Here is a 23680-nt window from a genome sequence, read left to right as displayed (position 1 = left end):
GTTAAATTCAGAGGGCCAGCATAGTCGACGACTGCTATACTAAAAAATCATATTACTTATACTGCATTAATTTTTCTTATGCTTGATTACAAACTGCTTCAGGCGCTTGTGACCGTTATTGAAACCGGCGGATTTGAGCGAGCGGGCATTGCGTTGGGGCTGTCTCAGTCTGCCGTATCGCAACGCATAAAATTGCTGGAATCACGGCTGGGACAACCGGTGCTCGTTCGCCACCCCCATTTGCAGGCCACACCCGCGGGCCAGCGCCTGCTGAATCATGTGCAGCAGGTGCAGTTGCTGGAGCGGGACCTGCGCCGCCAGATCCCGGCACTGTCTGCTGACCGCACCCGGCTTCGCATTGCGCTGAACGCAGATAGCCTTGCAACATGGTGGGCCGACGCCATTGGGCAGTTCTGTCAGCGGGAAGGGCTGCTGATGGACATGGTCATTGAAGATCAGGATGTTGGGCTCAAGCGGATGCGCGATGGCGATGTCGCCGCCTGCCTTTGCAGCTCCGACCAACCCGTTGCCGGTGCACGCTGCGTTGCCCTTGGCCAGATGCCCTATCGGGCGCTGGCAAATCAGGCGTATTACGACCGCCATTTTGCCCAGGGCCTGACCGCCAAAGCACTGCAGGAAGCCCCCGCCATTGTCTTCGGACCTAACGATCAGTTACAGCACCGTTTTCTTGCCCAGTGTGGCTACCACGGGCGTTTTCCCTACCACCTATGCCCCTCTTCCGAAGGTTTCATCCGCCTTGCCATGGCCGGCATGGGCTACGGCATGATCCCCGATCTTCAGGCCAGGCTCGCACTGCCCCAGGGTGGCCTGGTGGACATTGCTCCCGGCGAGGCCGTACCGGTCAATCTATACTGGCACTACTGGCGTCATGGCGGTGAGTTCATGGAACGACTGACGGGAACGCTGGTGGCAGCGGGTGTCGGCTGGCTGGATAAAATACCTTAATCACGGACGTTAAACTGACCAGCCGCTGCCACACGCCGGTGCTGGATCAACGCCCGGACTGGCCGCTTTTGTCCGGCCGATAGCCGAGACGAAAGCCGCCCCAATGGCGGCCTTTGACGTAGATCGGAACCGAAAGGTCATGCATGATCTCGCCGGTATCCCGGCGATAAGTCTGCAACAACATGGCTTGGGTATGGCTACCACAGCGGGAACCGGTACGGTCATTGAACAGACGCTTACTGCGGCTGCGCAGCAAGTCTTTTGCGCTGTCTCCGGTGGGCTCGTGGGCAAATTCCCGATTGTGGGTGGGTACATACCCGTCCGGGGCACATGCAATTGCAAACACCACGGCGTCGGACGAATCTTTAACCGGCTCCTGAACGCTGTGCAATTGCTTGTCAGTAAACCCGTCAAAAGCACTACGGTACTTGGCGGGCTGTGTACCGGGTATCACTTCCCGCTTATTGTCAAAGAGTTGGCCGGTTGTCAGTTCGCCAGAATCCAGCGCACGCTCAAATAAGTGACCGATTTTCCCAGCACCTGACTGCGCCTGCTCGAAAAAGAAGCGGTGATAGCTTACCTCGCTGTTGAGTGCAAAGGCGGCATTGGCAGACTCGGCCAGCTCCATCAATGTGCCGGCCTGCACGGCAAGCGCCTGCACGCCCGAGTCACTCTCTGACATCTGGGCCCGCATGTTCTGGATTGAATTGAACATCTGCTCAAGACTTTGCTCATTGTGTCGATCACCCTCGGCAATCAGCGCAACCTGTTGCTCGACCCGGTCCGAACGCCCCTGGATCTCGCCAAGGGTTTCCGCCACCTCTTCCACCGAGACCAAGCCGGTCTCTATGCTCGCCGCCAGCTGCCCGATCTGCTCCATCACCGCGCAGGTATCGGAGCGAATAGCTTGCAGGGTTTCGGCCACTTCTGCAGTGGCCTCAGCGGTGCGCCCCGCCAGTTGACGAACCTCATCCGCCACGACAGCAAAGCCACGTCCCTGATCGCCGGCCCTGGCGGCCTCAATCGCGGCGTTCAATGCCAGCAAATTGGTCTGTTCGGCAATGCCCTGAATGGCGGTCGTGACGCCCTGAATCTTTTCCGATTTTTGGTTCAGGGTCTGGATTCGCGCCAACGACACCGCCGATTGTTCTTTTACTTCCCGAATTTGCTGGATTGACGATGCCAGGGCGGCCTTACCTTCCGCACTGACCTTGCTCGCATCGCGGGCTGTTTCGGCGGCTTCCACCGCCTGTTGGGCTGACCGCCTGACGGTCTCAGTAATCTGGCCGGCGTAGTCGGCCATTTGGCCGGTTTCCTTGACCTGATGGTCAAGGCGCTTCTTGAGATGATCTGCAGCGTAAGACACTTCTGCGGCCGATATGGCGTTGGCGTTGGCGCCACTTGAGAGCGCCGCCATAATGTTGCGACCCGCTTCAGCCTCCCGCAACAACTTAGGAAACAGCAGCGGCAAGACCTTTAAATCATGGGTTTGCCCCCTCGCCACAGCCGCCTGATCGGCTTTCAGGGGCGAGGTAACCATGCCCAGGCACACCGCCAAAACCACCAAACCACCCAGGAACCCGGACAGCATGCCTGGCAGCGACCAGTTCAGCAGGCTTGACAGCAATACCAGCAGGCCCAACACGACAAACAGCATGATGATACTTCGGGTGATGACTGATCGCGTTAACACAGACATTCTAATGCCTCGGTAAAATTGGACGCTCGACAATGCTCACTCGGGTCAGCCTTCGAAGGTTAGTCAATTTAACGGCTAGGATAACTGATACTTTAGTTGGCGGTGTCGTCATGCCTTGCATGCACGGCAATCCCAGATAGGCAAGCACAAAAAAGCCCGGCGGTGCCGGGCCTTAAAAGCAACCAGAAGAGCGCTGACCTGCGTCAGCTCCCGACCACGCCGCCGTCATCTTTGGTGACGATGACGGTTGACGATCTGGGCCGCGGTTCTGACGCATCCGGCCAACTGCCTCCGGGATGTTGGATGTTAACGAACATGGTCCTCTGATCTGGCGTCGTGGTTACTCCGGTCACTTCACAGCCTTCAGGGCCGACCAGGAACCGTCGAATTTCACGGGTCACCGGGTCTGCGGCCAGCATCATATTGTTCAGATAAGGCGCCGAGTCCGAGCCATCGGTCTGTATCCACAGGCGTCCGGAGCCGTCAAACCAAAGGCCGTCCGGGCTATTGAACAGGTTGGTTGCATCCAGAGTGACCACCGCCTCATCACCCACGACGGTTTCCGTTCCAGCGTCACCCGCAAACACAAAAATATCCCAGTCAAAGCTTGTGGCCGCGAAATCATCGCCGTTTTCCAGCCAGCGGATAATGTGCCCGGTGGCGTTCGGACCATTTGGGTTGGCCGCATTGGTGTCGCCCGGAGCCCGCTGGCTGTTGTTGGTCAGGGTAAAATACACCTCGTTGTTCAGTGGGTTGATGGCTCCCCACTCCGGGCGATCCATCGGTGTCGCCCCGAGGGCATCGGCCGCAAGCCGGGTATTCAGTAGCACGTCCGCCTGGGAGGCAAACCCGTCCGCCACGGTGAGCCCAGCGTTGCCATGCACCAGGGCTTTCCAGTCTCCGGTCCCGTCGTCATGAAAAACCGCGACATACAGTGTGCCTTCGTTCAACAGGTAGCCTCCGGCGGTGGCTGCGCGGTAGGGTTGTGCCGATACAAATTTGTAGATGTATTCAAACCGTGAGTCATCGCCGGAGTAGCAGACAATCGGCTCGCCCTCGGTGACTGGCGCAAATATCACGCCTTCATGTCCGAAGCGCCCCAAGGCCGTGCGCTTTTGTGGTTTGCTTTCCGGCGCAAACGGGTCGATTTCGACCATCCAGCCGAACGTATTGGGCTCGTTCCGATAGTCGTCCGCGGCCGTAGCGCCGGTCTTGGCTGCATTAAAACGGACGTAGAGGTCCTCGCCGCCAATCGCCGTGTTCCAGCGGTAGCGACCATTGACGCTGGAGATTCCGTAACGGGCATGTTCCCTCGGTTGTGGTGCATCGGCGTTGACAAAGTACCCGGCCCAGTTTTCTTCTGCCGCCAGATAGGTCCCCCACGGCGTCGGACCCATGGCGCAATTATTCAATGTGCCCCGGGTCTCGGTACCTGCCGGACTGAAACGCGTCTTTAACTTGTCATCACCGCGGACAGGCCCCCGAAGCTCCATCTCCGTGGCCCCGGTCACCCGGCGGTTGAATGGGCTGCCAAACACCACGTCCCAAGCGCCGTTGCTGTCCTGCTTTACGTGCACCACGCTGACACCGTGGGCCGCCAGCTCCTTTTTGACCTCAGCGCTGGGTCGCGGTGCGGCTGTGGCGCCGGCGGGATGGAGGTGATCCGGATTGATGTATTCGTGATTCATGACCAGGAGGCCTTCGGAGGAGCTCTCGCCACCGGACTTCAGATCAATCGGAAAATAGTGCATGCCGTCGTGATTCTGACCCATCTGGTTTTCTTGCTCTTCGGCCGTATTGGTGCCATCGCTACGATAGGCCGGGTAAGCGCCAGTAATGGGCGTTCCCCACGGCACAAACGCCACCGAAGAATACCCCTCAGGAACAACAATCGCGTTACCCGAGGAAGTGGTGACCGCCTTGAATCCCAGCATGGCAGCCGACTGCGACGTGGCGTTACCCGACGCGGTCGAATCGTCATCGGAACACCCCGCCAGGGACATTCCCATGATGCTGGCCAACCCGGCCCCCATGGTGCCTTTCATTAATGATCTCCGCCCCATTCTGGCGCTGAGAACTGACTGAAAAGTGCGGTTGTCGGAGGGGTTGGTAACAGGCTCGAAGTCCGGGTCCAGATCGATTTGGTTTAACAGCTTACTGTCCATTATTCAGGCTCTCTCATTGGGTGTTTTGGTGTTGGTTATGAGAGAGCAGTGTCGGCGTTTTTTTTGACAGGACAGTGACGGAAGTGCGACTTCCCCGTGAACAATGTATGACAGGGACAGCCGGATTTGAGGCAAAAAAAAAAGCCCGCATAAGCGGGCTTTTTCTCAAGCAGGCACGACTACTGGTTAGTCGCGTCCTCGTAGCCTTCTTCGATATCATCACCGGCTTCATCCATCGCCTCACCGGTTTCCTCTGCCGCCTCGCCCATGGTGTCCATGGCGTCGTCCGCGGCGTCACCCATGGTATCGCCCGCGTCGTCCATCATCTCGCCGGCATTTTCGGCGGCCTTTTCCATGTCGACGCCCTGAGACTCTTCCTGGCTGCAGGCCGCAAGGCCTATGGTCATCATCAGTGCGAGTGCGCTCAGCGTTAACTTGTTCATAAGACATCCCTTTTTAAAGTGAATTCAACAGCGGCTTTCATAAACCTGTGAATTCATAGTCTACGGCCTCGCCCTGCAGCCCACAACCGAACGACCGTTACCAATTTTTTAACAATGACAGGATGTTAGGATTAGTTAAGCCAATTTCGAGCGGCCGTCTGTGCGGATCTCAGGCAACCCCGGACTGCCCGACCGCCTGTCCATTAATAACCAGCACGTGGTCAAGCCGTACCAGCTGGCCTCGGCCCAATAGAATGAATTCTTCACCTGCGCGATTGAAGATATCCCGAATGACATCATGGTAATGCTGGATTTGTCCGGATTCGTCCTTAAAAACGATCTCCACCACGGTTTGCGAGGTCAGAATCTGGGTTAATAAGGTTCGAGTGGCGCACCGGACTGGCTTGTAGTCGTTGCTGAGGCTCATACACTGACCTGATGCTGAATTGCTTAGCCTCAGTCTGGCGCAGAGACAAGCGTTTTGCCAGCCCATACGGGGCTGGCAGTCCTTTTGGCTACGGCTTCGGTGCGCTTAAAACCACTCTGGCTTCATATTGAGGCAACTGTCATCACGATTTTGTAGCAGCACAATATCCTGCGCCACCGTTGGCAATTCCCAGTGGAAAAAGTACTGCGCCGCTTGCAACTTACCCTGATAGAAATTGCGCTCGTCGTCCGTGTTGGCCGCTTCCAATGCTTTGGCCGCCACGTTGGCCTGACGAAGCCACATCCAGGCGATGGAAATATGGCCAAACAGATGTAGGTAACAGGACGCATTGGCGAGCACTCCGTCCGGACCTTCGTTCATCAGTGCCTTGCCCAGCATTTGAGTGACCTGAACCGCTTTTTGCAAGGTCTCACTCAGTGACAACGCCCATTGTTGGCAGCGCGGCGTGGTGGCGGCTTCCAGATCCACCTGCATGGCCTGCATCAGCAATTGCAAACCGTGGCTCTGATCGTGCCACACTTTACGGCCCAGCAGGTCCAGCGCCTGGATGCCATTGGTACCTTCATGAATCGGATTAAGGCGATTGTCCCGCCAGCATTGCTCGACCGGGTACTCCCGGGTATAGCCTGCGCCACCATACACCTGGATGGCCAGATCGTTGGCCTTTGGGCCGTATTCCGATGGCCAGGCTTTCATGATCGGAGTCAACAGGTCCAGCAGCTTACCAGCCTCAACCCGCTTGTCTGGATCGGGGTGGGTGTGCTGGTCATCGACCAGTCGCGCGCCATAGAGGCACAGTGCCAGGCCACCCTCGGAATAGGCTTTCTGGGCCAAGAGCATGCGCCGCACATCGGCGTGTTCAATGATGGCCACCGGAGGGGCTGACGGGTCCCGCTCAGACGGCTTGCGACCCTGCAAACGATCTTTGGCGTACTCCAGACTGTGCATGTAGCCTCGATAACCAATAACCGCCGCCCCAAACCCAACACCCAGGCGAGCTTCATTCATCATCTGGAACATGTACTTCAGACCCTGATGCGGTTCCCCCACCAAGTATCCGTGACACGGTGCGTCATCACCAAAACTCAAGGCCGTCGAAGTGGTACCCCGGTAGCCCAGCTTGTGAATCAGCCCGGCCAATGCGACGCCATTGCGTTCGGTCAAATGGCCGTCATCATCGCTGAGAAACTTGGGCACAATAAACAGGGAAATGCCTTTGACGCCGGCGGGCGCGCCTTTGATCTTCGCCAGCACCAGATGCACGATGTTCTCGGTGATATTCTGCTCGCCACCCGATATGTATATCTTCGCGCCTTTGATCAGATAATGACCGTCCCCGGTCGGGGTCGCCGAGGTTCTGATATCCGCCAGCGACGAACCCGCATGGGGTTCGGTCAACGCCATGGTGCCGCTGAACTGACCGGACAACATCAGTGGCAGATACTTTTGACGTTGCTGGTCGGAGCCAAACGTGCGAATCAAATTCGCGGCTGCGGTGGTCAGGAACGGGTAGCCCGCGGTGCCCGGGTTTGCTGCTGTAAAGAAACCATTACACGCGGCCATTACCGACTCGGGTAATTGCATGCCACCCAGGTCATAGTCGTACCGGCCTGCCATGAAACCGGCCTCGGCATAGGCATCAAAGGCCTCTTTCACCTGGGGCAGCATGACAACTTGACCACCAACAAACTTGGGCTCGTCTTTGTCGGCAGCGCTGTTGTGATCAGCGAACTTCTCGCGGGCCATTTTATCCGCGGTTTCAACGACCGCGTTAAAGGTCTCCCGGCTATGCTCATTAAAGCGGTCGCGCTCACACAGAGCACCGGTATCAAGCACTTCATAGAGCTGGAAATCCAGGTCACGGCGGTCAATCAAAACATCAGTCATGGCACTCTCCTATTTAATGCGCATAGCCTGTCACAGCCTTGGGCTTGTGAAAACCGTCATATCTGACACAATCTTGGTGAATTCGGCCAACGGACCTAAAGACCTCATGATCCGCGTTTCCATTATTGGTTTTCCCGGTGCACTGGCCAGTCCCATCATCGGCATGATTGACCTGCTGCAACTCGCAGGTGTGGCCTGGGCACGGATTCAGAACGAGCCACCGACGCAGTTGTTCAGTGTCAGATTACTGACACTTGATGGCGAGCCCTGCACTTGCCTCAATGGTTTGTCGCTGCCGGCCCACGGGCGCCTTGATGACAACGACCCTGGCGACCTTATTCTGGTGCCCACGATTGGCGGCCCCATCGAAAAAACCCTGGCAAACTCCACACAGCAAGTGGCCTGGCTGGCCAGTCAGGCCACTTCTGACAGAATGATTGCCAGCAACTGTACGGGGGCGTTCCTACTGGCTGAAGCCGGCCTTCTGGATGGCAGAGAGGCCACCACGCATTGGGGGTACAGCGCCCAGTTTCAAACTCGTTACCCGCAAGTGGCGTGTCGACCCGAGCAACTGGTGACCGTCGACGGTAATTTCGCCTGTGCCGGCGGCGGCATGGCGTGGCTCGACCTGGGTGTCTACCTGGTTGGACGGTACGCCGGGGCAAAAACCGCCAGAGAGCTGGCAAAGGCCTTCGTGGTCGATGCCGGCCGACGCAGTCAAGCACCATACAGCGCCATGCAGAGTAAACGCTATCACCAGGACCAGGCCATTCTGGCGTTACAGGACTGGCTCGACCAACAATTCAACCGACCGCTGTTGATGGACGATCTATGCAGCGCCAGTGGCCTCAGTACCCGGTCTTTACTGCGTCGATTCAAACTCGCAACCGGCGACACACCGCGTAATTACCTGCAGTTGTTGAGGGTCGAGGCCGCGCGCCAGCTATTGGAAACCTCTGTCACTTCGGTTGAGCAAATAACCCAGCAAGTCGGTTACGACGATGTCAGCTCGTTCACCCGACTTTTCCGCAAACATACCGGCCTGCCACCCAGTGACTACCGCGCCAGATTCGGCCGCTAGCGCACGGGCTGGCATGCTTAATGCTGCATTAAAGTAAGGCACGGCGTTGCCGATACAAAATGTAAAGGGACCTGACAGTCTCGCGAGGCAAAGATCATGAGCACAGACAACCACCCCATCCAGATAGAGTTGTTGAACCGTCTTTACTGTCTCAAACAGCAGCAGCTACTGCAGGCCAGTCAGCAAACCGATAGCTTGCTCTACCGGGTTTTGGCGGCCGAAGCACAGGCCATCACGGAAGCCATGAAACCGCAAAGTTAAGTTTTACGTCGGGCCGCGAGCCATACAGTCAGAGCTCGCAACCGGGTACCACTGCGACTGCCAGGTGAGTCACCGCCACTAAGGCAGCGTCTCACCTCATCAGGGAGTCATTGCACCTGACGCCTCCGCTAACGGCTATCATCGGCTTAGAGCGCCGCGGCCACTTCGGTGCCCTGACGGATCGCCCGTTTTGCATCCAGCTCTTCAGCCACATCTGCGCCACCAATCAAATGGGTGGTCATACCCAGGTTGGCAAGCTCATCATACAGCTCACGAAAAGGTTCCTGTCCGGCGCACAGGATGACATGGTCCACGGCCAGCACTTTGTGCTCCTGATGCTTGCCGTCTTTCGACGAAACAGTGACATGCAATCCGTCATCGTCGATTTTTCGATAACTCACACCCCGGAGCATTTCAACACCGCGGTGTTTCAAGCTGTTCCGGTGCACCCAGCCTGAGGTTTTTCCGAGGCCACCCCCCACTTTGCTGGTTTTGCGCTGCATCAAATAAACCTTCCGCGGCGACGCCGTCGGTTCGCGCTCTACCAATCCGCCCGGGCCTTCAAAGTCCGGTTGGACGCCCCACTCCTTCTGCCAGTCCAGCACACTGATCTGCTCGCCCTCGGCGTGTTGGGCCGCGTCGTGGGTCAGGAACTCGCTGACATCAAACCCGATGCCGCCGGCCCCGATGACCGCCACGGTATTACCCACCGGCTTGTTGTGACGCAACACATCCAGATACCCCAACACCTTTGGATGCTCGATGCCCTCAATACGCGGCGTCCGTGGTTTGACACCGGTCGCGATGACGACCTCGTCGAAGCCGTCCAGAGCCAGCGATGCCGCATCGGCGCGCGTGTTCAGGCGCAGCTCAATGCCGAGGATCTCGATCTGCCGGGCGAAGTAACGCAGAGTTTCAAAAAACTCTTCTTTTCCGGGAATGCGCTTGGCGTAGTTGAACTGCCCACCAATGTCACCGTCGGCTTCAATAAGCGTCACCTTGTGACCACGTTTGGCGGCCGTGGTGGCGGCCGCAAGGCCTGCTGGTCCGGCGCCAACGACGGCGACCCGTTTGCTGACCGGCGCCACCGTCAGCAACAGCTCGGTTTCGTGGCAGGCACGGGGATTGACCAGACAGGAGGCCCGTTTGGCCTGGAAGACATGATCAAGGCACGCCTGATTGCAGGCAATACAGGTGTTGATCTCATCGCTGCGGTTTTGCTCGGCCTTACGGACAAATTCTGCATCCGCCAACAACGGGCGTGCCATGGACACCAGATCGGCTTTACCGGCGGCCAGAATCTCCTCGCCTATCTCCGGTGTATTAATGCGGTTGGTGGTGCAAACGGGAATGTCCACCTCACCGTAAAACTTCGCCGTCACATCGGCAAAACCGCCCCTCGGCACCGAGGTCACAATGGTGGGCACCCGCGCTTCGTGCCAGCCGATGCCGGTGTTGATGATGGTGGCACCAGCCTGCTCAATGGCTTTACCCAACACTACCACCTGGTCCCAAGTTTGGCCGCCTTCAACCAGGTCCAGCATTGACAACCGGTAGATGATGATGAACTCAGGACCCACCGCCTTGCGCATGCGCCGCACAATTTCCAGTGGCAACTGCATTCGGTTCTCAAACGCCCCGCCCCACTTGTCGGTACGTTTATTGGTGCGTTCACACAGGAACTGATTGATAAAATACCCTTCCGAGCCCATCACCTCTACGCCGTCATAGCCGGCCATTTTCGCCAACTTGGCGGCACTCACGAAATCATTGATCTGACGGTCAACGCCTTTGGTGGACAAGGCGCGGGCTTTGAAGGGACTGATCGGTGCTTTCGTGGCCGACGCCGATACGATTAATGGCTGGTACCCATAACGCCCGGCGTGCAGTAGTTGCATGCAAATTTTGCCACCCGCATCGTGCACGGCACCGGTAACATGCCGATGCAGCAGGGCCGTCGCGCGGTTGTTCATGGTTGATGCCAACGGCGCCAACTGGCCCACCAGATTGGGTGAAAAACCACCGGTGACCATGAGGCCAACCCCGCCCTCGGCACGTTCTGCGAAGTAGCGGGACAGTTTGCGAATGTTCCAGAAACGGTCTTCCAACCCCGTGTGCATCGAGCCCATCAAGACTCGGTTTTTCAGTTCCGTGAAGCCAAGATCAAGCGGTTTTAAAAGGTTTGGGTAGGCTGCGGTCATGCTAATATCTCTGCCGTTTGCACCATGTTTAGGAAAACGCGTCATGGTAGCATAGCCGGTCTACGACTAATGGATAAGCAGGTAGTGAATGATGAGCGTAAAGTCTGCCAGCAAAAGTGCCACTGACCGCGTGCTGATCGACATCGATCAGGGCATTGCCACGGTCACACTGAACCGTCCGGACAAATACAATGGCCTCGACATGCCGATGTTCGACGCCATCACCCGAGCCGCCAAGCGCCTGAAGAAGGAACGCCAGGTGCGCGCTATCGTGCTGCACGGTGCCGGTGATGCCTTCTGTTCCGGGCTGGACGTGAAAACCGTCTCCCAAAACCCAGTGAACTTCTTACGACTGCTGGCCAAACCGGGGCGTAAAATCAGTAACCTGGCGCAGGACGTGGGCTACCTGTGGCGCGACGTTCCAGCGCCAGTGATCGCCGCCACCCATGGCTATTGTTACGGCGGCGGATTTCAGATCGCTCTCGGGGCTGATTTTCGATTCACCACACCAAGCTGTGAATTTTCCATTATGGAGAGCAAGTGGGGATTGATACCTGACATGAGCCTGACGGTGACCCTGCGCGAACTGATCGCGATTGACCTCGCCAAGGAACTTACCATGACCGCCCGCACATTCAATGGCGAGGAAGCCAAAGCCATGGGCCTGGTAACCCGAGTCAGCCGTGACCCCCTGGCGGAAGCCTACGAGTTCGCCCGGGAACTGGCGGCCCGATCGCCGGATGCCATTGCCGCCAGCAAGCTGTTGTTTAACAGGACCTGGAGCGCGACCGACAAAGTTGCCCTGGACTGGGAAACCCGGCTTCAGAAAAAAATTATCGCTCGCACCAATCAACGCATCGCGGTGGCAAAAAACACCTCAGAACCGGACCGCGCGTACCAGGATAGACGTAGCCTGTAGAGCGCGGTACCGACTTCGTGGCTTGACCTGAGGTGTCGGCCACGTATTATTCAGGTTCGAAATTAACCAACGGAGCATTCATGACCGAACGGCCCCGTATCAATATTGGCCTATCCGTCGCACCGGATCCTGCCCTCTGGTTTCCCTGGGGCCGGTTGCCGTATTTCCCAGACCCACCCCGCCAGGGCTGAGCTTGCCTGTCCTGGCCCTGACGCAACCCGGAGTTGTACAGGGCCGCTGTCCGACGACTACACTCAGGCAACTGACTGTAGTGACAATACCCTTACCAAAGACTCAATAACGAGGTTGGGATGACCCTATCGCTGGTCGTTTTACTGCCTTTTATCGGCGCCATCGCAGCACCGTTGTTTGCCCAGGCAGGTCGAACCGCAATCGCTATCGCATCGACCGTGCCAGCCGTGGTCGCCCTGGCAGCGTTGTTTCCGCATTGGAAAACCCTGGCCGCCGGCGATGTGCTGGTACAAACCTATGAGTGGCTGCCGTCACTGGGCCTATCGCTCAGTTTCCGGCTGGACGGCCTGTCGTTGCTGTTTGCATTGCTGATTCTGATCATTGGTATCCTGATCATTCTCTACGCGCGCTATTACCTGAAAAAGCACGAGAACGTCGCTAAATTTTATTCCCTCCTGCTATTGTTCATGGGCTCCATGCTGGGCATTGTGCTGTCCAGCAACCTGATTCTGATGTTGATATTCTGGGAGCTCACCAGCCTGGTGTCGTTCCTGCTCATCAGCTTCTGGAACCATAAGAAAGATGCCCGACGTGGCGCGCGAATGGCGCTGGCCGTCACCGGAGGCGGAGGCCTGGCGCTGTTGGCGGGGGTGCTGCTGCTCGGTCATATTGTCGGCAGTTTTGAGCTCGACGCGGTGTTGGCCGCCGGCGACCAGATCAAGGCGCACGCGCTTTATCCCATCACCCTGACGCTGGTATTGCTGGGTGCCTTTACCAAATCGGCACAGTTTCCCTTTCATTTCTGGTTGCCTCACGCGATGCAGGCGCCCACCCCGGTATCGGCCTACCTGCATTCCGCAACCATGGTCAAAGCGGGTGTGTTTTTGCTGGCACGGCTTTACCCGGCGCTGGCAGGAACTGACCAGTGGTTTTACATGGTCAGCTTTACCGGCATGGCCACCCTGCTGCTTGGCGCCTACGTCGCGCTGTTCAAACACGACTTGAAAGGGCTGCTGGCCCATTCCACCGTCAGTCACCTGGGCCTGATCACCCTGCTGTTCGGCATGGGCACCGAGTTGGCCGCTGTGGCTGCGGTGTTCCACATCATTAACCACGCCACATTTAAAGCCTCACTGTTTATGGCGGCGGGCATCATCGATCATGAAACCGGTACCCGTGACATGCGACAGATCAACGGTCTCTGGCGTTACATGCCCCACACCGCAACCTTGGCGATGGTGGCGGCGTCGTCCATGGCCGGGGTGCCGTTACTGAACGGCTTCCTGAGTAAGGAGATGTTTTTTGCCGAATCCCTGGAATTGAATCTGCCGGGCCTTTGGGCTTACTTACCACCAGTGGTCGCAACCCTGGCCGGAATTTTCGCGGTCGCCTACTCGGCTCGCTTTATTCACGACGTATTTTTTAATGGCAAACCGGTCAACTTGCCCATTTACCCGCCCAGTGAACCGCCCAGATACATGAAAATCCCGGTCGAGATACTGGTTTTTGCCTGCGTCATGGTCGGCATGTTCCCGGCATTTTCAGTCGGCCCGCTGCTCTACGCTGCCGCTGCTGCGACCCTTGCCGGACCTGTGCCGGATTATCAACTGGCAATATTGCACGGCTTCAACCTGCCCCTGATGATGAGCTTCCTGGCCTTCTTCGGCGGCCTTGCCATGTACACCCAGCGGCAACGGTTTTTCGATTTCCACGCCCGCTTTCGTGAAATCGATGAAAAGGCGGTATTTGAAGCCGTCGTGGCTTACCTGGCAGATTTCGCTGAGCGGCTGACGGCGAGGCTGGAGAACGGCTCCCTGCAACGCTACGCCATGTTACTGGTGGTCACCGCCGGCACCGTTGCCTTCCTGCCACTGGTGGATCTCGGCATCTCGATCGGCGCCGAGGGACTCAGCCCCATTGATGTACCAACCGCGGTGGGCGCTCTGGTTTTGGTGGGTTGCGCCCTTGCCACCGTTGCGATGCATCGAGAGCGACTGTACTCACTGATACTGCTTAGTGTAGTTGGCCTGATGGTGGCGATGACCTTCGCCCGTTTTTCTGCACCGGATCTGGCGCTGACACAGCTTTCCGTCGAGGTGGTCACCGTTGTATTGCTGATGCTGGCCTTGTACTACTTACCCTCGTGGACACCGATTGAAGCATCCGGCGTCCGCCGCTGGCGGGATACCGCAATAGCCCTGGCCGCCGGTATCGGCATGACACTGCTGACACTGGCCATGCTGACCCGACCCTTTACCTCAATATCCGAATTCTTTCTTGCCAACAGCAAATCGGGGGGTGGCGGCACCAATGTGGTCAACGTCATCCTGGTGGATTTCCGGGGCTTCGATACCCTGGGTGAGATCACCGTGCTTGCCATCGCGGCACTGGGCATTTACGCCATGCTGCGCGAGATCAAGTTAGCCCCCCCGTCCAGCGACGGCCTGGGTAATCCCTGGAGTGTGGACGCCCATCCGACCATGCTAAAACAGGTATCACGGCCACTTCTGCCGCTGGCCATTATGGTCTCTGTTTATATCTTCCTCAGGGGCCACAACGTGCCAGGCGGGGGGTTTATCGCCGGCTTGATCACCTCCATTGCCCTGATTCTTCAGTATATTGCCAGTGGCATGGCATGGACCCAGCATCGCATGCGTTTCCGGTATCAACCCATGCTGGCGCTTGGCGTGCTGATAGCCACCCTGACCGGTATTGGCAGTTACGCGTTTGACTACCCTTTCCTGACCTCTTCGTTTGCCTACGTCACATTGCCGGTGGTGGGCAAGTTTGAAGTAGCCACCGCAATGATTTTTGACATGGGCGTTTATCTGACCGTGATTGGGGCCACATTGTTGCTAATGGTCAGCCTGGGCCGGCTGTCGATGAAGTTTGATCAACCCAACCGCGGCAACGCCCAAGGGGGCGCATAATATGGAACTGGTCTTCGCGATTACCATCGGCGCACTCACTGGCTCCGGCGTTTACTTGCTGCTGCGAGCCCGGACATTTCCGGTTGTAGTGGGCCTGACCTTGCTGTCCTATGGCGTCAACCTGTTTCTGTTTTCAACCGGACGACTGGTAACCGGCGGTCAACCCATCATCGGCAGCACGGGCACCTACACCGACCCACTGCCCCAGGCATTGGTGCTGACGGCGATTGTTATTGGCTTTGCCATGACCGCTTTCGTGGTTGTGTTATCACTTCGCAGCCAGGCGGATACCGGCGATGATCATGTCGACGGCCTACGGGAAAGTCCCGAGAACCCGGATAAGAATGGCCAGGGAGCAAGCCAATGAACCACTGGTTGACCGCTCCGATTCTGATTCCGCTACTGGGCGGCCTGCTGCAAATATTCATGACCTATGCGCCGTTGCAACTCCGGCGCACGCTGGCACTGGCGACCACCGTAATGATGCTGGCCTCAGCCCTGGTCCTGCTTGGACTCGCCGACGACGGCAGCTACCGCGTGTACGCCTTTGGAAATTGGCAGCCGCCCTTTGGCATCGTACTGGTGCTGGATCGCCTCGCGGCCCTGATGCTGGTCGTAACCGGCATCCTGGCCCTGTTTTGCCACATCTTTTCGACTCGTGGTTCGGATGGTCAGGGGGCACACTTCCACGCCCTGTTCCTGTTCCAGTTACTGGGTTTGAATATCGCCTTTCTGACCGGAGACCTGTTCAATCTGTTTGTGGCGTTTGAGGTTCTGCTGATCGCGTCTTACGGGCTTCTGATGCACGGCGGCGGCACGACCCGAACCATTCCCGGATTGCATTATGTGGTTCTGAACCTGGTGGGCTCGGCCCTGTTCCTGATCAGCGTGGGCATGATTTACAGCGTGACCGGCACCTTGAACATGGCGGACCTGGCCATTCAGGTGCCTCGCGTCAGCCCTGAAGATCTGCCGCTGGTTGAAGCCGGAGGCATGATGCTGCTGGTGGTGTTTGGTCTCAAAGCCGCTATTCTGCCTTTGTGTTTTTGGCTCCCTCGGGCGTACGCCAATGCCACGGCACCGGTGGCTGCGTTATTCGCCGTCATGACCAAGGTTGGCATCTACGCCATCCTGCGAGTTTATACCCTGGTCTTTGGCGACCAGGCCGGCGCGCTTGCCAACCTTGGCATGGATTGGCTGTTCCCGGTCGCGCTGGTCACACTGGCCGCCGGTGTTGTCGGCGCACTTGGCGCCAAGGCACTGAAGGCATTGGTCGCCTGGCAGGTTATTATTTCTGTCGGTACGCTGTTGGCAGCCATCGGCCTGTCCAACCCGGCCGGCACCTCGGCGGCCCTGTTCTATTTGCTTAACACCACGTGGGTGGTCGGCGGCTTGTTTTTGGTGGTCGACCTGATTGGCAACCAACGCGGTTCTGCCGGTGACAAAATTGTCACGGCGCCAAAAATGCACAGTCGCACCTTGCTGAGCGTGTTGTTTTTACTAGGCGCAACTGCTTCCGCAGGACTGCCGCCGCTCAGTGGCTTTTTCGCCAAGTTGCTGATTCTCAAAGCCGCCGTACCGGGCGTGGAAATGGCATGGTTGTGGAGCATCGTGCTGGTTGGCGGTTTCTTTACCATGATTGCCTACAGCCGCGCCGGTAGCATCGTGTTCTGGCGCACGGTAGAGGGACATGTCGAAGACAAGGGCCAGCTCACCCTGCCCGTGACCGTGTCGGCCAGCGCACTGATCGCATTAAGTGTGGCCATTGTCGTACTGGCTGGGCCCATTTCGCGCTATACCGATGCCACGGCGGCACAGTTGCACGATCCGGCGGGCTACATCGGCATCCTGGAGATGCCGAGCACCCAGGAGGCACAGCCATGAATGCGCGTTTTGGTTTTCCTCGTCCCCTGCTCAGCCTTACCCTGTTGCTGGTCTGGCTCATGCTCAATGGTTTGTCGGCCGGCCACGGGGTGCTCGGGTTGATCATGGCCTGGGGACTGCCCCTGTTTACGCGCGACCTTTGGCCTGACAGTCCGACGGTCAAGAAGCCCTGGCGGCTGCTGCTGTATTTCGCCCGCATGATGGTGGACATTATTCAGGCCAGTCTGACGGTGGCACGGTTGGTTCTCAATCCTTCGCGACAGCCGAAACCCTCGTTTGTGTCCTACCCCCTGACACTCGAACACCCACTGGCGATCACGCTGCTGGCCGGCACCATTTCGCTGACACCCGGTACCGTCAGTGCAGACATCAGCGATGACCGAAAGCTGTTGCTGATTCATGCGCTGGACGAGCTGGATGACAAAAGCCTCATTGAGGCCATCCATAACCGTTACGAGAAGCCATTGCTGGAGATTTTCCAATGATCACCGTTGCGCTCCACATCACGATTGCGCTGATTACGCTGGCGGTTCTACTGAATGTTTTTCGCCTGGTTCGCGGGCCTGACTCAACCGATCGGGTATTGGCACTGGATACACTCTATATCAATGCGATCGCCCTGATCCTGCTGCTGGGCATTGAGCTGGGGACCCGTCTATACCTGGAAGCTGCACTGCTAATCGCCGTAATGGGGTTTGTTGGCACCGTTGCACTGGCAAAATACCTGAAACGCGGCAGTGTCATCGAATGAGCCTGCGTCCGGATACCGTCACATCACCATGCGCCTGCTGGAGGGAACGCACATGCCACTGATTGCCGAGTTGAGTATCTCAATCCTTTTAGTTATCGGCGGCGTGTTTGCATTGACCGGTGCCATAGGTCTGGCTCGATTGCCAGACTTCTACACCCGGCTTCATGGACCCACCAAGGCAACCACCGTCGGCGTGGGGAGTATTGCCCTGGCCTCGGTCGTGTATTTTGCCACGTCGAATGCCCGCTATGACTTGATAGAGCTTCTGATTATGGTCTTTCTGTTTCTGACCGCGCCAATCAGCGCCAACTTCCTTGCCAAAGCCGCCATGCACCTGAAGGTCAAAACCACCGACGACACTCGCGGCCATCCGTGGGATCAATAACACGCCCTTCCTCAGGGCCCGGAGAACAGTGACACTGCAATCAGTACCACCAAACCAAGCAACAGCAGTCCGAACAGCGTGATCAACGCATAGGACAGCCAGGGCCGGCGGGGCGATGGCGGCTTCAGCTTGCTCTCCACATGCGCCCGGAGCAAGGCGACGTTGCGATTATTGGCTTGCCAGAGCAGGTCAAATGCATCGCCAAACACCGGCACTAACCCAACCACAAACTCAAGCATCACGTTGCCCGCCATCTTTGCGATGGTTTTGCCACCCGCCCCGATTTTCAGCCCCTCACCTATGAGATACAGCGACATCACCAGGCCGGCGACATCGCCTACGCCCGGCAGTAGGCCGATCAGCGGGTCCAATCCAAATTTCACGCGAGTAAAAGGAATACGGAACTGGCTGTCGAGCAGTCGCGCATAGCGATCCAGGCGCGCCAGCGAGCGTATGTATTGCTCACGCTCACCAAGGCCCACTGTGGCATTGGCCGGGCCGGACTTTTCAGGTGTATTTGTCATATTAACGTCGCTCATTTGCCGTATAGTAGGCGATCCAAAATTAAGGAGACATGTGTATGTTGCAGGTTAATGAGTACTTTGATGGCAAAGCCAAATCCATCAGTTTCCAGTCCTCCACTCTACCAGCCACGGTTGGCGTTATCAGTGCCGGCGAATACACTTTCGGCACAACCAAAAAAGAGATCATGACGGTCGTCAGCGGTGCACTGACGGTTCAGTTCCCCGGCATGTCGGAGTGGATCACCTACGGTGCGGGCGAGGGATTTGAAGTAGCGGGACAATCCAGTTTCAATGTGAAAACAGATATCGATACGGCCTACCTCTGCACCTACGAGTGAAACAATCGCCACACCAGCCATGGGTCCGCAGGGATTTCTTTTTCCCTGCGGTTCCGATTTTGTGTGAACTGTGTCAGATTTGGTCCCTGTTCTCGATACAACTCCAACACACGAGATAAAGAGGCATTGCTTCCATGGCACAGACCAAAATTATTCCTGCCGCTGATAACGCCTATCAGTACCCTCTGCTGATCAAGCAACTGTTACTGTCAGCCCCGCGCTACGCGCCGGATCAGGAAATTGTTTACGCCAACCGCAGTAAATACTCATACACCGACTTGATTGAGCGCATTCATCGCCTCGCCAACGCACTGACCGATGCCGGGATTAAAGCCGGCGATACCGTTGCCGTGTTGGACTGGGACACCCCCAGATATCTTGAGTGCTTTTTTGCGATTCCGATGATTGGTGCGGTCCTGCATACTGTGAATATTCGCCTGTCTCCGGAGCAGGTGGTCTATACCATGAATCACGCCGAAGACGATCTGGTGTTGATCCACGATGATTTCACCGAGCTACTGGAGCAGGTCAATGACCAGTTGACCACGGTGAAAGGCTATATTCAGCTCACCGATGAAGCACAGGCAAAATCAACGACGCTGAAGTGCCATGGTGAATACGAGAGCCTGCTGGCGAAAGCGGAGAGTCATTTTGACTTCCCCGACTTTGACGAGAACAGCATTGCCACCACTTTTTACACCACCGGCACCACCGGCAACCCCAAAGGCGTCTTCTTCAGCCATCGTCAACTGGTCCTGCACACACTGACCATGGCCAGCAGTCTGTCCGCCTATGACGAGCGGCCATTGATGCGGTCGTCCAGCGTGTATATGCCGATTACCCCCATGTTCCATGTCCATGCCTGGGGTGTGCCCTATGTGGCGACCATGCTGGGTTTGAAACAGGTGTACCCGGGCCGCTATGAACCCGAACTGCTGGTGGAACTGCTGAAAGAACACCAAGTGACTTTCTCCCACTGCGTACCCACCATCATGCAGATGTTGATGGCAACCGACGCTATCAAGACCGCTGACCTCAGCAACTGGCACGTCTTGATTGGTGGCAGCGCAATGACCGAAAGTCTTTGCCATGCAGGCGCCAAGCTTGGCATCACAATGTACACCGGTTACGGCATGTCCGAGACGGGACCCTTGTTGACCACCACACACTTGCAGCCTGAAGATCTCGATTTGCCATTAGCGCAGCAAGCGACCAAGCGCACCAAGACAGGCATTCCAGTGCCGCTGGTGGAAATTCGCGTACTCGACGACCAGGGCAAACCACTACCAATGGATGGCATCGCCAAGGGTGAAGTGGTGACGCGTGCGCCCTGGCTTACCCAGAGTTACCTCAAGGAGCCCGAAAAAGGCGAGGAGCTTTGGGCTGGCGGCTGGCTCCATACCGGCGATGTCGCCAGTATCGAATCCGATCATACGCTGGTCATCAAAGACCGCATCAAGGACGTGATCAAAACCGGTGGTGAGTGGTTATCATCACTGGATCTTGAAAACCTGATCAGTCAACACCCGGCCGTTGCCGGCGTAGCGGTGGTCGGGGTCCCCGATGAGAAATGGGGGGAACGTCCCCACGCAATGGTGGTGCTCAAACCCGACGCAACGGCCGATTTAGCGGCCATTCAGGAACATCTGAAGCAATTCGTTGAGAATGGTGAAATCAATAAATGGGCCATTCCGAGCCAAATCGACTTTGTTGACGACATTCCGAAAACCAGCGTCGGCAAGATCAACAAGAAACTTATTCGGGACCTGCTAAAGTAACGACTGGATCCAGTGCAAGCGGCCTGACCCTGACCGGCGTCAGGCCGCAGCCAGTGCACCGTTTAAAGTGCATTGCCACGGGTTACTTAATTGCCACCGTATGACCCACACTCCCCCTTACCGACAGGCCTCGGACACGCATCGCTTGCCAACCCACCTGAACGGAACACCTCGATGACACCGACCATTCGACGCTGGATTGCCAGCGCGCAAGGCTTGCGACAAGCCATGAACCTGTTTGGTCCCTATATGGGGGCCGGTGTTCGCATCAGCGACATCGCAGACGATTTCAGCTCAGCCACCGTGGCAATGGATCTGCATTGGTATAATCGAAACTACGTCGGTACTCACTTTGGCGGGTCGCTCTACAGCATGGTTGACCCCATGTACATGCTGTTGCTGATGCGGCGACTGGGACACGGCTATACCGTGTGGGACAAGTCCGCCAGTATAGACTTCGTCAGCCCCGGCCGGGGCAAGGTGTCTGCGCACTTCGAATTGACTGACCAACGCGTCGGGGAAATCAAGGCGGCAGCTGCAGGCGGCGACAAGGTGTTGCCGGAGTGGGATATCGATATTGTGGATCAGCAGGGCAAGCTTGTTGCCTGCGTCCATAAAGTCCTCTACGTCCGGGAAAAGCGCGGACCGGGGATCTGCGCCCCGGTCGCAACAAGTGCACCAGCCTAAGCGAAATCGTATTTACCGCCCTTTGCCAAAGCCTGTTGATAGGCCGGGCGAGCATGCATTCGTTTAACAAAGGACCGGATATTGGGACGGTCGTCCCCGACGATGCCGCGAGCCACGGAGGCCTCCAATGGGAAGCTCATTTGCACGTCGGCCGCACTCAGGTCATCCCCCAAAAACCAGGTTTTGTTTGCCAGATGTGCCTCAATGAAGTCCAGGTGGTTCTTGATTTGGGGGCCAATAAAGATCTGATTCGCTTTGTCGGATATGCCCTTGGCAACCGGTTTGACAAAAAACGGCATCGGGCTGGTTTTTACCTTTTCAAACACCAGCCGCATCACCAATGGCGGCATCAGTGAGCCCTCGGCGTAATGCAGCCAATAAGTATAGTCCAGCCATCGCTGGGTACCCGTTTCCGGCAACAAAGCCTCCTTACCATAGGTGTGCGCCAGATAGTCCACAATCGCGCCGGATTCAGCCACGGTCAGCTCACCGTCAGTAATCACCGGCGATTTGCCGAGCGGGTGAACCTTTTTCAGGCTCGCTGGCGCAAGCATGGTCTTCGGGTCGCGCTCATACCGTTTGATTTCATAGGGCACGCCCAGTTCTTCGAGCATCCAGAGCACGCGTTGTGACCGGGAATTATTGAGATGGTGAACAGTAATCATGCACAGACTCCGTGGGTGTCAAAAGATGGCACAGGATAACAGAGTAGGCGCTGAATCCAGTTTTGGTTCACTAATTCAACCCGGTAAAGGCAAAATCAACCTCCGGCTTGCGGCCTGAAATAACATCGGTAATGGCCGCAGCCGAGCCACAGGAGTGCGTCCAGCCAAGGGTGCCATGCCCAGTGTTCAGATACAGGTTACGGAAGTGGCTCTTGCCAATGTAAGGCACGTTGGACGGTGTCATCGGGCGCAGTCCGGTCCAGAATTCACTTTGATCCCAATGGCCGGCTTCCGGCATGAGTTCAGCCGTTCGACGCACGATGGCCTGACAGCGAGTCATGTTGAGGTCGCGACTGTAGCCCCCCAATTCAGCCGTGCCTGCAACTCGCATACGATCACCAAGACGCGAAAACACCAGTTTGTATTGATCATCGGTCAAGCTGACGTTAAAGGCAGCGTCCGGATTCTTGACGGGAACAGTAATGGAATAGCCTTTGGCCGGGTATATGTTCAGTGATAAGCCAAGGGCGCGTGCCATGGGCGCACTGTAGCTGCCCATGCTCAACACATAGTTGTCGGCGCGGAGCGTTTCATGGCGACCCTCACACAGGGTATGCACGCCCACAAGGGTGTCGCGGGTTTTATCAAAACCAACGACTTCTGTGCCAAAACGAAATTCCACCCCCGCCGCAGCGGCCTTCTCAGCCAATGCCTGGGTGAATTTTCTGGCATCGCCGGATTCATCTTCCGAGGTGAAGGTGGCGCCAGCAATTCGGTCTCGAATCGGCGTCAGCGCCGGCTCCAACTCAACCGCACGGGCAGCATCAATAACCTGTCGGTCACACCCAAGCTCACGCATCTGCCGGGCCGGCTCGAGGGTACCTTCAAACTCTTTCTGGTCGGTGTAAAAATGCAAGATACCCTTTTGCAACTGGTCGTATTCCAGACCAATCTCTTTGCGCAAGGCCTGAAGGGTGCTGCGGCTGTAAGTGCCCAGGTTCACCATCTGGCGGATGTTATGAGCGGTACGGCCCGGTGTGCACTCCATTAGAAAGCGAAGCCCCCAGCGCCACAAGGCAGGGTCCATACGCAAATGGAACAACAGCGGTGCGTCTGGCTTACCCAGCCACTTCAACACCTTGAACGGTGCTGAGGGGTTGGCCCAGGGTTCCGCATGGGAAACCGATACCTGGCCACCGTTGGCGTAACTGGTTTCCACGGCGGCTTTGTTCTGACGCTCCACCACAGTGACATCGTAGCCTGCCTGCCGCAAAAACCAGGCGGTCGTGACGCCCACAACACCTGCTCCCATGACCAAAATATGCATGCGTGTCCCTCAAATATACTGGTGGGAAACCCCTGACTGCTGGCTGATGTCCGATCGTATAATCGCAGTTCGCCGGGGCAAATGATGATTGAATGACAAGGACCGGGCCAGAGCTCCAACGTTGAAAGCCGGAACAAGTGTAGTGGCAG

The 23680-nt window shown here is 57.1% G+C and carries 22 protein-coding genes; 13 read left to right on the top strand and 9 right to left on the bottom strand.

All coding sequences use genetic code 11. The features are described from left to right. Window positions 1-78: 78 nt before the first annotated feature. Window positions 79-966 (top strand): LysR family transcriptional regulator ArgP, encoded by an 888-nt coding sequence (locus GRX64_RS13470; RefSeq protein WP_166268106.1) that lies wholly within the window; start codon window positions 79-81, stop codon window positions 964-966. Between the two features lie 46 nt (window positions 967-1012). Here the strand turns inward: GRX64_RS13470 and GRX64_RS13465 are convergent, their stop codons facing one another. The 5 genes from GRX64_RS13465 to GRX64_RS13445 form a co-directional block, all read right to left on the bottom strand. Further along, a complete protein-coding gene (locus tag GRX64_RS13465; protein WP_166268104.1) occupies window positions 1013-2665 on the bottom strand; it encodes a methyl-accepting chemotaxis protein in 1653 nt (550 codons plus the stop codon). 203 nt (window positions 2666-2868) lie between these two features. Continuing rightward, a complete protein-coding gene (locus GRX64_RS13460) occupies window positions 2869-4830 on the bottom strand; it encodes a PhoX family protein (RefSeq protein WP_166268102.1) in 1962 nt (653 codons plus the stop codon). 179 nt (window positions 4831-5009) lie between these two features. Further along, window positions 5010-5273 (bottom strand): hypothetical protein, encoded by a 264-nt coding sequence (locus GRX64_RS13455; protein WP_166268100.1) that lies wholly within the window; start codon window positions 5271-5273, stop codon window positions 5010-5012. 169 nt (window positions 5274-5442) lie between these two features. Further along, complete coding sequence (locus tag GRX64_RS13450) at window positions 5443-5700, bottom strand: hypothetical protein (protein ID WP_166268098.1); 258 nt, start codon at window positions 5698-5700, stop codon at window positions 5443-5445. Between the two features lie 105 nt (window positions 5701-5805). Then, window positions 5806-7608 (bottom strand): acyl-CoA dehydrogenase, encoded by a 1803-nt coding sequence (locus tag GRX64_RS13445; RefSeq protein WP_166268096.1) that lies wholly within the window; start codon window positions 7606-7608, stop codon window positions 5806-5808. Between the two features lie 106 nt (window positions 7609-7714). On the opposite strand from GRX64_RS13445, the gene GRX64_RS13440 reads away from it, so the two are divergent. Together GRX64_RS13440 and GRX64_RS13435 are read left to right on the top strand one after the other, a co-directional pair. Next, complete coding sequence (locus GRX64_RS13440; RefSeq protein ID WP_166268094.1) at window positions 7715-8689, top strand: GlxA family transcriptional regulator; 975 nt, start codon at window positions 7715-7717, stop codon at window positions 8687-8689. A gap of 96 nt (window positions 8690-8785) precedes the next feature. After that, window positions 8786-8950: a hypothetical protein gene (locus tag GRX64_RS13435; RefSeq protein WP_166268092.1), complete on the top strand. Its 165-nt coding sequence runs from the start codon at window positions 8786-8788 to the stop codon at window positions 8948-8950. Window positions 8951-9096: 146 nt separating this feature from the next. Here GRX64_RS13435 and GRX64_RS13430 read toward each other — a convergent pair whose 3' ends face one another. After that, window positions 9097-11151, bottom strand: a complete 2055-nt coding sequence (locus GRX64_RS13430) for an NADPH-dependent 2,4-dienoyl-CoA reductase (RefSeq protein ID WP_166268090.1) — start codon at window positions 11149-11151, stop codon at window positions 9097-9099. A gap of 88 nt (window positions 11152-11239) precedes the next feature. Here GRX64_RS13430 and GRX64_RS13425 point away from each other — a divergent pair, with 88 nt between their 5' ends. The 7 genes from GRX64_RS13425 to GRX64_RS13395 all read left to right on the top strand — a co-directional run bounded on the left by GRX64_RS13425 (window position 11240) and on the right by GRX64_RS13395 (window position 18212). Next, entirely contained in the window at window positions 11240-12070 is an 831-nt protein-coding gene (locus tag GRX64_RS13425) for a crotonase/enoyl-CoA hydratase family protein (protein ID WP_166268088.1), read from the top strand. Window positions 12071-12381: 311 nt separating this feature from the next. Beyond that, entirely contained in the window at window positions 12382-15192 is a 2811-nt protein-coding gene (locus tag GRX64_RS13420) for a monovalent cation/H+ antiporter subunit A (protein ID WP_166268086.1), read from the top strand. Between the two features lies 1 nt (window position 15193). Continuing rightward, window positions 15194-15559 carry a Na+/H+ antiporter subunit C gene (locus GRX64_RS13415; protein ID WP_166268084.1) on the top strand — a complete coding sequence of 122 codons (366 nt, stop codon included), beginning with the start codon at window positions 15194-15196 and terminating at the stop codon, window positions 15557-15559. Beyond that, a complete protein-coding gene (locus GRX64_RS13410) occupies window positions 15556-17076 on the top strand; it encodes a monovalent cation/H+ antiporter subunit D (protein WP_166268082.1) in 1521 nt (506 codons plus the stop codon). The genes GRX64_RS13415 and GRX64_RS13410 overlap by 4 nt, the downstream gene beginning before the upstream one ends. Then, window positions 17073-17561 carry a Na+/H+ antiporter subunit E gene (locus tag GRX64_RS13405; protein WP_166268052.1) on the top strand — a complete coding sequence of 163 codons (489 nt, stop codon included), beginning with the start codon at window positions 17073-17075 and terminating at the stop codon, window positions 17559-17561. Before GRX64_RS13410 ends, GRX64_RS13405 begins: the two co-directional genes overlap by 4 nt. After that, window positions 17558-17827, top strand: a complete 270-nt coding sequence (locus GRX64_RS13400; RefSeq protein ID WP_166268049.1) for a K+/H+ antiporter subunit F — start codon at window positions 17558-17560, stop codon at window positions 17825-17827. Before GRX64_RS13405 ends, GRX64_RS13400 begins: the two co-directional genes overlap by 4 nt. 52 nt (window positions 17828-17879) lie before the next feature. Then, window positions 17880-18212 carry a Na+/H+ antiporter subunit G gene (locus GRX64_RS13395; RefSeq protein WP_166268047.1) on the top strand — a complete coding sequence of 111 codons (333 nt, stop codon included), beginning with the start codon at window positions 17880-17882 and terminating at the stop codon, window positions 18210-18212. A gap of 11 nt (window positions 18213-18223) precedes the next feature. Here the strand turns inward: GRX64_RS13395 and GRX64_RS13390 are convergent, their stop codons facing one another. After that, entirely contained in the window at window positions 18224-18736 is a 513-nt protein-coding gene (locus GRX64_RS13390; protein WP_166268045.1) for a DUF4112 domain-containing protein, read from the bottom strand. A 56-nt stretch (window positions 18737-18792) separates the two neighbouring features. On the opposite strand from GRX64_RS13390, the gene ppnP reads away from it, so the two are divergent. From ppnP to GRX64_RS13375, 3 genes are all read left to right on the top strand, one after another. Then, window positions 18793-19074: a pyrimidine/purine nucleoside phosphorylase gene (gene ppnP / locus GRX64_RS13385; protein ID WP_166268043.1), complete on the top strand. Its 282-nt coding sequence runs from the start codon at window positions 18793-18795 to the stop codon at window positions 19072-19074. A 134-nt stretch (window positions 19075-19208) separates the two neighbouring features. Continuing rightward, a complete protein-coding gene (locus GRX64_RS13380; RefSeq protein ID WP_166268041.1) occupies window positions 19209-20852 on the top strand; it encodes a fatty acid--CoA ligase in 1644 nt (547 codons plus the stop codon). Window positions 20853-21026: 174 nt separating this feature from the next. Then, window positions 21027-21539: a DUF4442 domain-containing protein gene (locus GRX64_RS13375; RefSeq protein WP_166268039.1), complete on the top strand. Its 513-nt coding sequence runs from the start codon at window positions 21027-21029 to the stop codon at window positions 21537-21539. Here GRX64_RS13375 and GRX64_RS13370 read toward each other — a convergent pair. Together GRX64_RS13370 and GRX64_RS13365 are read right to left on the bottom strand one after the other, a co-directional pair. Then, on the bottom strand, window positions 21536-22204 hold the full coding sequence (locus tag GRX64_RS13370) for a glutathione S-transferase family protein (protein WP_166268037.1): 669 nt from the start codon (window positions 22202-22204) through the stop codon (window positions 21536-21538). The genes GRX64_RS13375 and GRX64_RS13370 overlap by 4 nt on opposite strands. A 70-nt stretch (window positions 22205-22274) precedes the next feature. Next, a complete protein-coding gene (locus GRX64_RS13365; RefSeq protein WP_166268035.1) occupies window positions 22275-23531 on the bottom strand; it encodes a D-amino acid dehydrogenase in 1257 nt (418 codons plus the stop codon). Window positions 23532-23680 lie beyond the last annotated feature (149 nt).

The organism is Marinobacter caseinilyticus (genome assembly GCF_011074955.1).
Taxonomy (GTDB): Bacteria; Pseudomonadota; Gammaproteobacteria; order Pseudomonadales; family Oleiphilaceae; genus Marinobacter; species Marinobacter caseinilyticus.
Note: the sequence above shows the minus strand (reverse complement) of the source record. Positions and strands in the feature narration are given on the sequence as shown.